This window comes from Oleiphilus sp. HI0123 (assembly GCF_001635315.1).
Genome location: NZ_LWGE01000802.1, coordinates 1 through 352 on the forward strand (window position 1 = coordinate 1; position 352 = coordinate 352).

1 protein-coding gene is annotated in these 352 nt (G+C 42.6%); it reads left to right on the top strand.

What is annotated here, in order from left to right:
• Positions 1-316, top strand: a 316-nt coding sequence (locus tag A3761_RS27275) for a hypothetical protein (RefSeq protein WP_197472927.1), incomplete at its 5' end; no start/stop codon positions are given.
• Positions 317-352 lie beyond the last annotated feature (36 nt).

Sequence of the window (352 nt, forward strand, 5' to 3'; positions counted from 1 at the left end):
CGACCCCTATGATCTGCAATTAGGTAAGCGCCTGTCAACAAGCCTGGCTTTTGGTTATACGCATTTTTTAGACTCAATGGACACGCTTACTGTGACCACATCCTATAATGATTTACGCGAAAAGGTCGGTGAAATTGATGGGAATAAAGACAGCTCCCTTCCTGGTTTTCAAAAGCAGTCGCTGGGATTAAGTATTGCCTATTCAACAGTCGCTATGGATTGGATCTACAAGCTCTCGTGGAATCATGCGCTCAGTGGTGAAGACTTTGCTGCAACAGATATTTTAAGTTTGGGAGTGAGCTATGTTCTACGTTAGATTTCGTTTAATTAGCATGCTTTTCCTTGGGCTATT